This is a genomic window from Bradyrhizobium sp., assembly GCF_049798375.1.
Lineage (GTDB): Bacteria > Pseudomonadota > Alphaproteobacteria > Rhizobiales > Xanthobacteraceae > Bradyrhizobium.
The window spans coordinates 1-1,922 of sequence record NZ_JBARGP010000484.1 but is presented as its reverse complement, the minus strand read 5'-3'; the positions used below and the strand labels follow the sequence as shown (position 1 = coordinate 1,922).

The window sequence follows — 1,922 nt, the reverse complement described above, 5'->3', positions numbered from 1 at the left end:
ACGATGCCGAGCAGTTCGCCGTTTTCAAGAAGCGCATCAATCAGTTTGTCGAATTCCGCGCCGAGCTCGTGCGCCGCGCCAATGAGATCAGCCCAGCCGCAGGCCGCGAATGGGGCGACAACGATGCGAACCGCTCGGTGCGCTCGGCGCTCAACAAGGATCTCGATCAGCTGTCCCGGGTCTATACCGAGCGCGGCCGCCGCATTTCGGCCGACACCGAAGCCAACCAACGCCTATCGCTGGTGCTGACCGGCCTCGGCGCACTCGCCCTGCTGTTCGTCGCCATCGGCGTCGTCATCATCGCCCGCGAGATCGCACGGCCGCTGACGCTGATCACCACGATCATCCGCAAGGTGGCAGCCGGGGTCGAGGATGTCACCATTCCGCACGCAGAGCGCGCCGACGAGATCGGCGAGCTGGCACGCGCGATCTGCGTATTCCAGGAAGCGATGGCGCATAATCGCGATCTGTCGTCGCAGGTGTCGGAGGAATCCCGCATCCGCGACGCCCGCGCCCGTCACATCGAGACTGCGGTCGAAGAATTCCGGCAGGCGATCGGCTCGGTGATGCAAGCCGTGACCGAGAATGCATCGGCGATGCGCACGACGGCGGAGACCATCAACCGGCTGACATCAGACGCGGGCCAGCGCGCGATGGCCGCCGACGGCGCCACCACCCAGGCCTCCAGCAACGTCTCGGCAGTCGCAAGTGCCGCCGAGGAGCTGTCAGCCTCGGTCGAGGAAATCGGCCGCCAGATCCGCCAGTCGGCCGGCGCCGTCGAACAGACCGGCCTGCGCACGGAGCGCTCGATCGCTGAAATCGAAGGGCTCGCCGCCGCCACCCAGCGCATCGACGGCGTGCTGACCTTGATCCAGACCATCGCCGAGCAGACCAACCTGCTGGCGCTGAACGCGACCATCGAGGCGGCACGCGCCGGCGATGCCGGCCGCGGCTTTGCCGTGGTCGCCCATGAGGTGAAGGCGCTGGCGGGCCAGACCGCGAAAGCCACCGAGGAGATCGGGCAGAATGTCGGCCTGATCCAGTCCTCGACCAAGACCGCGGTCGACGCTGTGCGCGAGATCGGCAATGCCGTGAAGGGCATCAACGAGATCACCGGCGCGATCGCCAGCGCGATCGGTCAGCAGGACGCCGCCACCCGCGAGATCTCGGTCAATGCGCAGTCTACCGCGCATGGCAACCAGACCCTGGTCAGCAACATCGGCTCGCTGCGCAATACGATCGACGAGACTTCGACGGCGGCAGCCTCCGTGCTGTCGGCCTCCGGCGACCTCAGCGCCACGGCGCAGACCCTCGCCCGCGAGGTGGAGAGGTTCTTCCAGAACCTGCGCGCAAGCCCGCAAGGCGATGACCTGCGCAAGGCGGGATAGTTTGTTGGCGCCGATCCGCGCGTGATGGGAACAGAGCGCGCGCCCAAATGGCAGACTTGTAGGGTGGGCAAACGCGCGTCCACGGCAGCCCGAGACACACGCAGGCGAAGCCGCACCGTGCCCACCATGTCGACCATGATCTTGAACGGTGGGCACGCTTCGCTTCGCCCACCCTACGCGCTAGACGCGGTCGAATGAGCCCGGCCGTAACGGCCTGGCGGCTACCATCTTCCGTCTAAACTTCCTATATCAATTGCCGCAAAACGTCCTTACGGACGCCAGAGAGACGCTGTACGACCTCAGCTATGACGATCAGCCATCACCCGCCGGAAGACATGCTCGCGCACTACGCGGCCGGCGCGCTGTCGGAGGCCGAGCACCTGGTCATCGCGGTCCATGTCGGCGGCTGCGCGCGCTGCCAGCGCTTCGTCGGCCGGATGGAACTGCTTGCCAGTGCGGGGCTGGCCGACGCGAAGGCGCCGCCCGACCCGCCGGGGGCCTTCGCCGCGATCATGGCGGAGGTCGATCGCAGCC

2 protein-coding genes are annotated in these 1,922 nt (G+C 67.0%); both read left to right on the top strand.

Annotated features, from left to right (window positions below; all coding sequences use genetic code 11):
• The coding region (locus tag WA702_RS19910) for a methyl-accepting chemotaxis protein (protein ID WP_425112258.1) at positions 1 to 1,388 on the top strand (1,388 nt) is incomplete at its 5' end.
• Between the two features lie 305 nt (positions 1,389 to 1,693).
• Positions 1,694 to 1,922: zf-HC2 domain-containing protein (locus WA702_RS19905; protein WP_425112257.1), on the top strand; the 229-nt coding region annotated here is incomplete at its 3' end.